The organism is Streptomyces sp. DH12 (assembly GCF_020873895.1).
Lineage (GTDB): Bacteria > Actinomycetota > Actinomycetes > Streptomycetales > Streptomycetaceae > Streptomyces.
Genome location: NZ_JAHWGT010001432.1, coordinates 1 through 411, shown reverse-complemented (window position 1 = coordinate 411; position 411 = coordinate 1). Strand labels below are relative to the sequence as shown.

General features: G+C 74.0%; 1 protein-coding gene. It reads right to left on the bottom strand.

All coding sequences use genetic code 11. The features are described 5' to 3' along the window. Positions 1-280, bottom strand: a 280-nt coding sequence (locus LPA54_RS40435; RefSeq protein ID WP_228985420.1) for a helix-turn-helix domain-containing protein, incomplete at its 3' end; no start/stop codon positions are given. Between the last annotated feature and the right edge of the window lie 131 nt (positions 281-411).

The following is a 411-nucleotide window of genomic DNA, read 5'->3' as shown; positions in this document are numbered from 1 at the left end:
GCGGCCGGGGCGCGGCGAGCTGGTGGAGGTACGCCGTGGCGGTGTCGTCGAGCAGCAGCACCCGGGCGAGCGCGTCGAGCACCTGCGCCGACGGATTGCGGTCGCGGCCCTGCTCCAGCCGCAGGTAGTAGTCGGAGCTGATGCCGGCGAGCAGCGCGACCTCCTCTCGGCGCAGCCCGGGCACCCGGCGCACACCGTGGGACGGCAGTCCCAGGTCGTCCGGCGTCACCAGCTCCCGGCGCGCGCGGAGGTAGTCGCCGAGCCGGTTCTCCTCAGACATGCGTTCCAGCGTAAGCGGGCGGGGCCGTCCGTCCCTGGCCCTGTCACTCCCAGGATCGGCGGGGAACTGGGCGGACCGCCGCCCACGGCGGACGGTGGGCACATGACCACACCTCGGACGACAACCACACC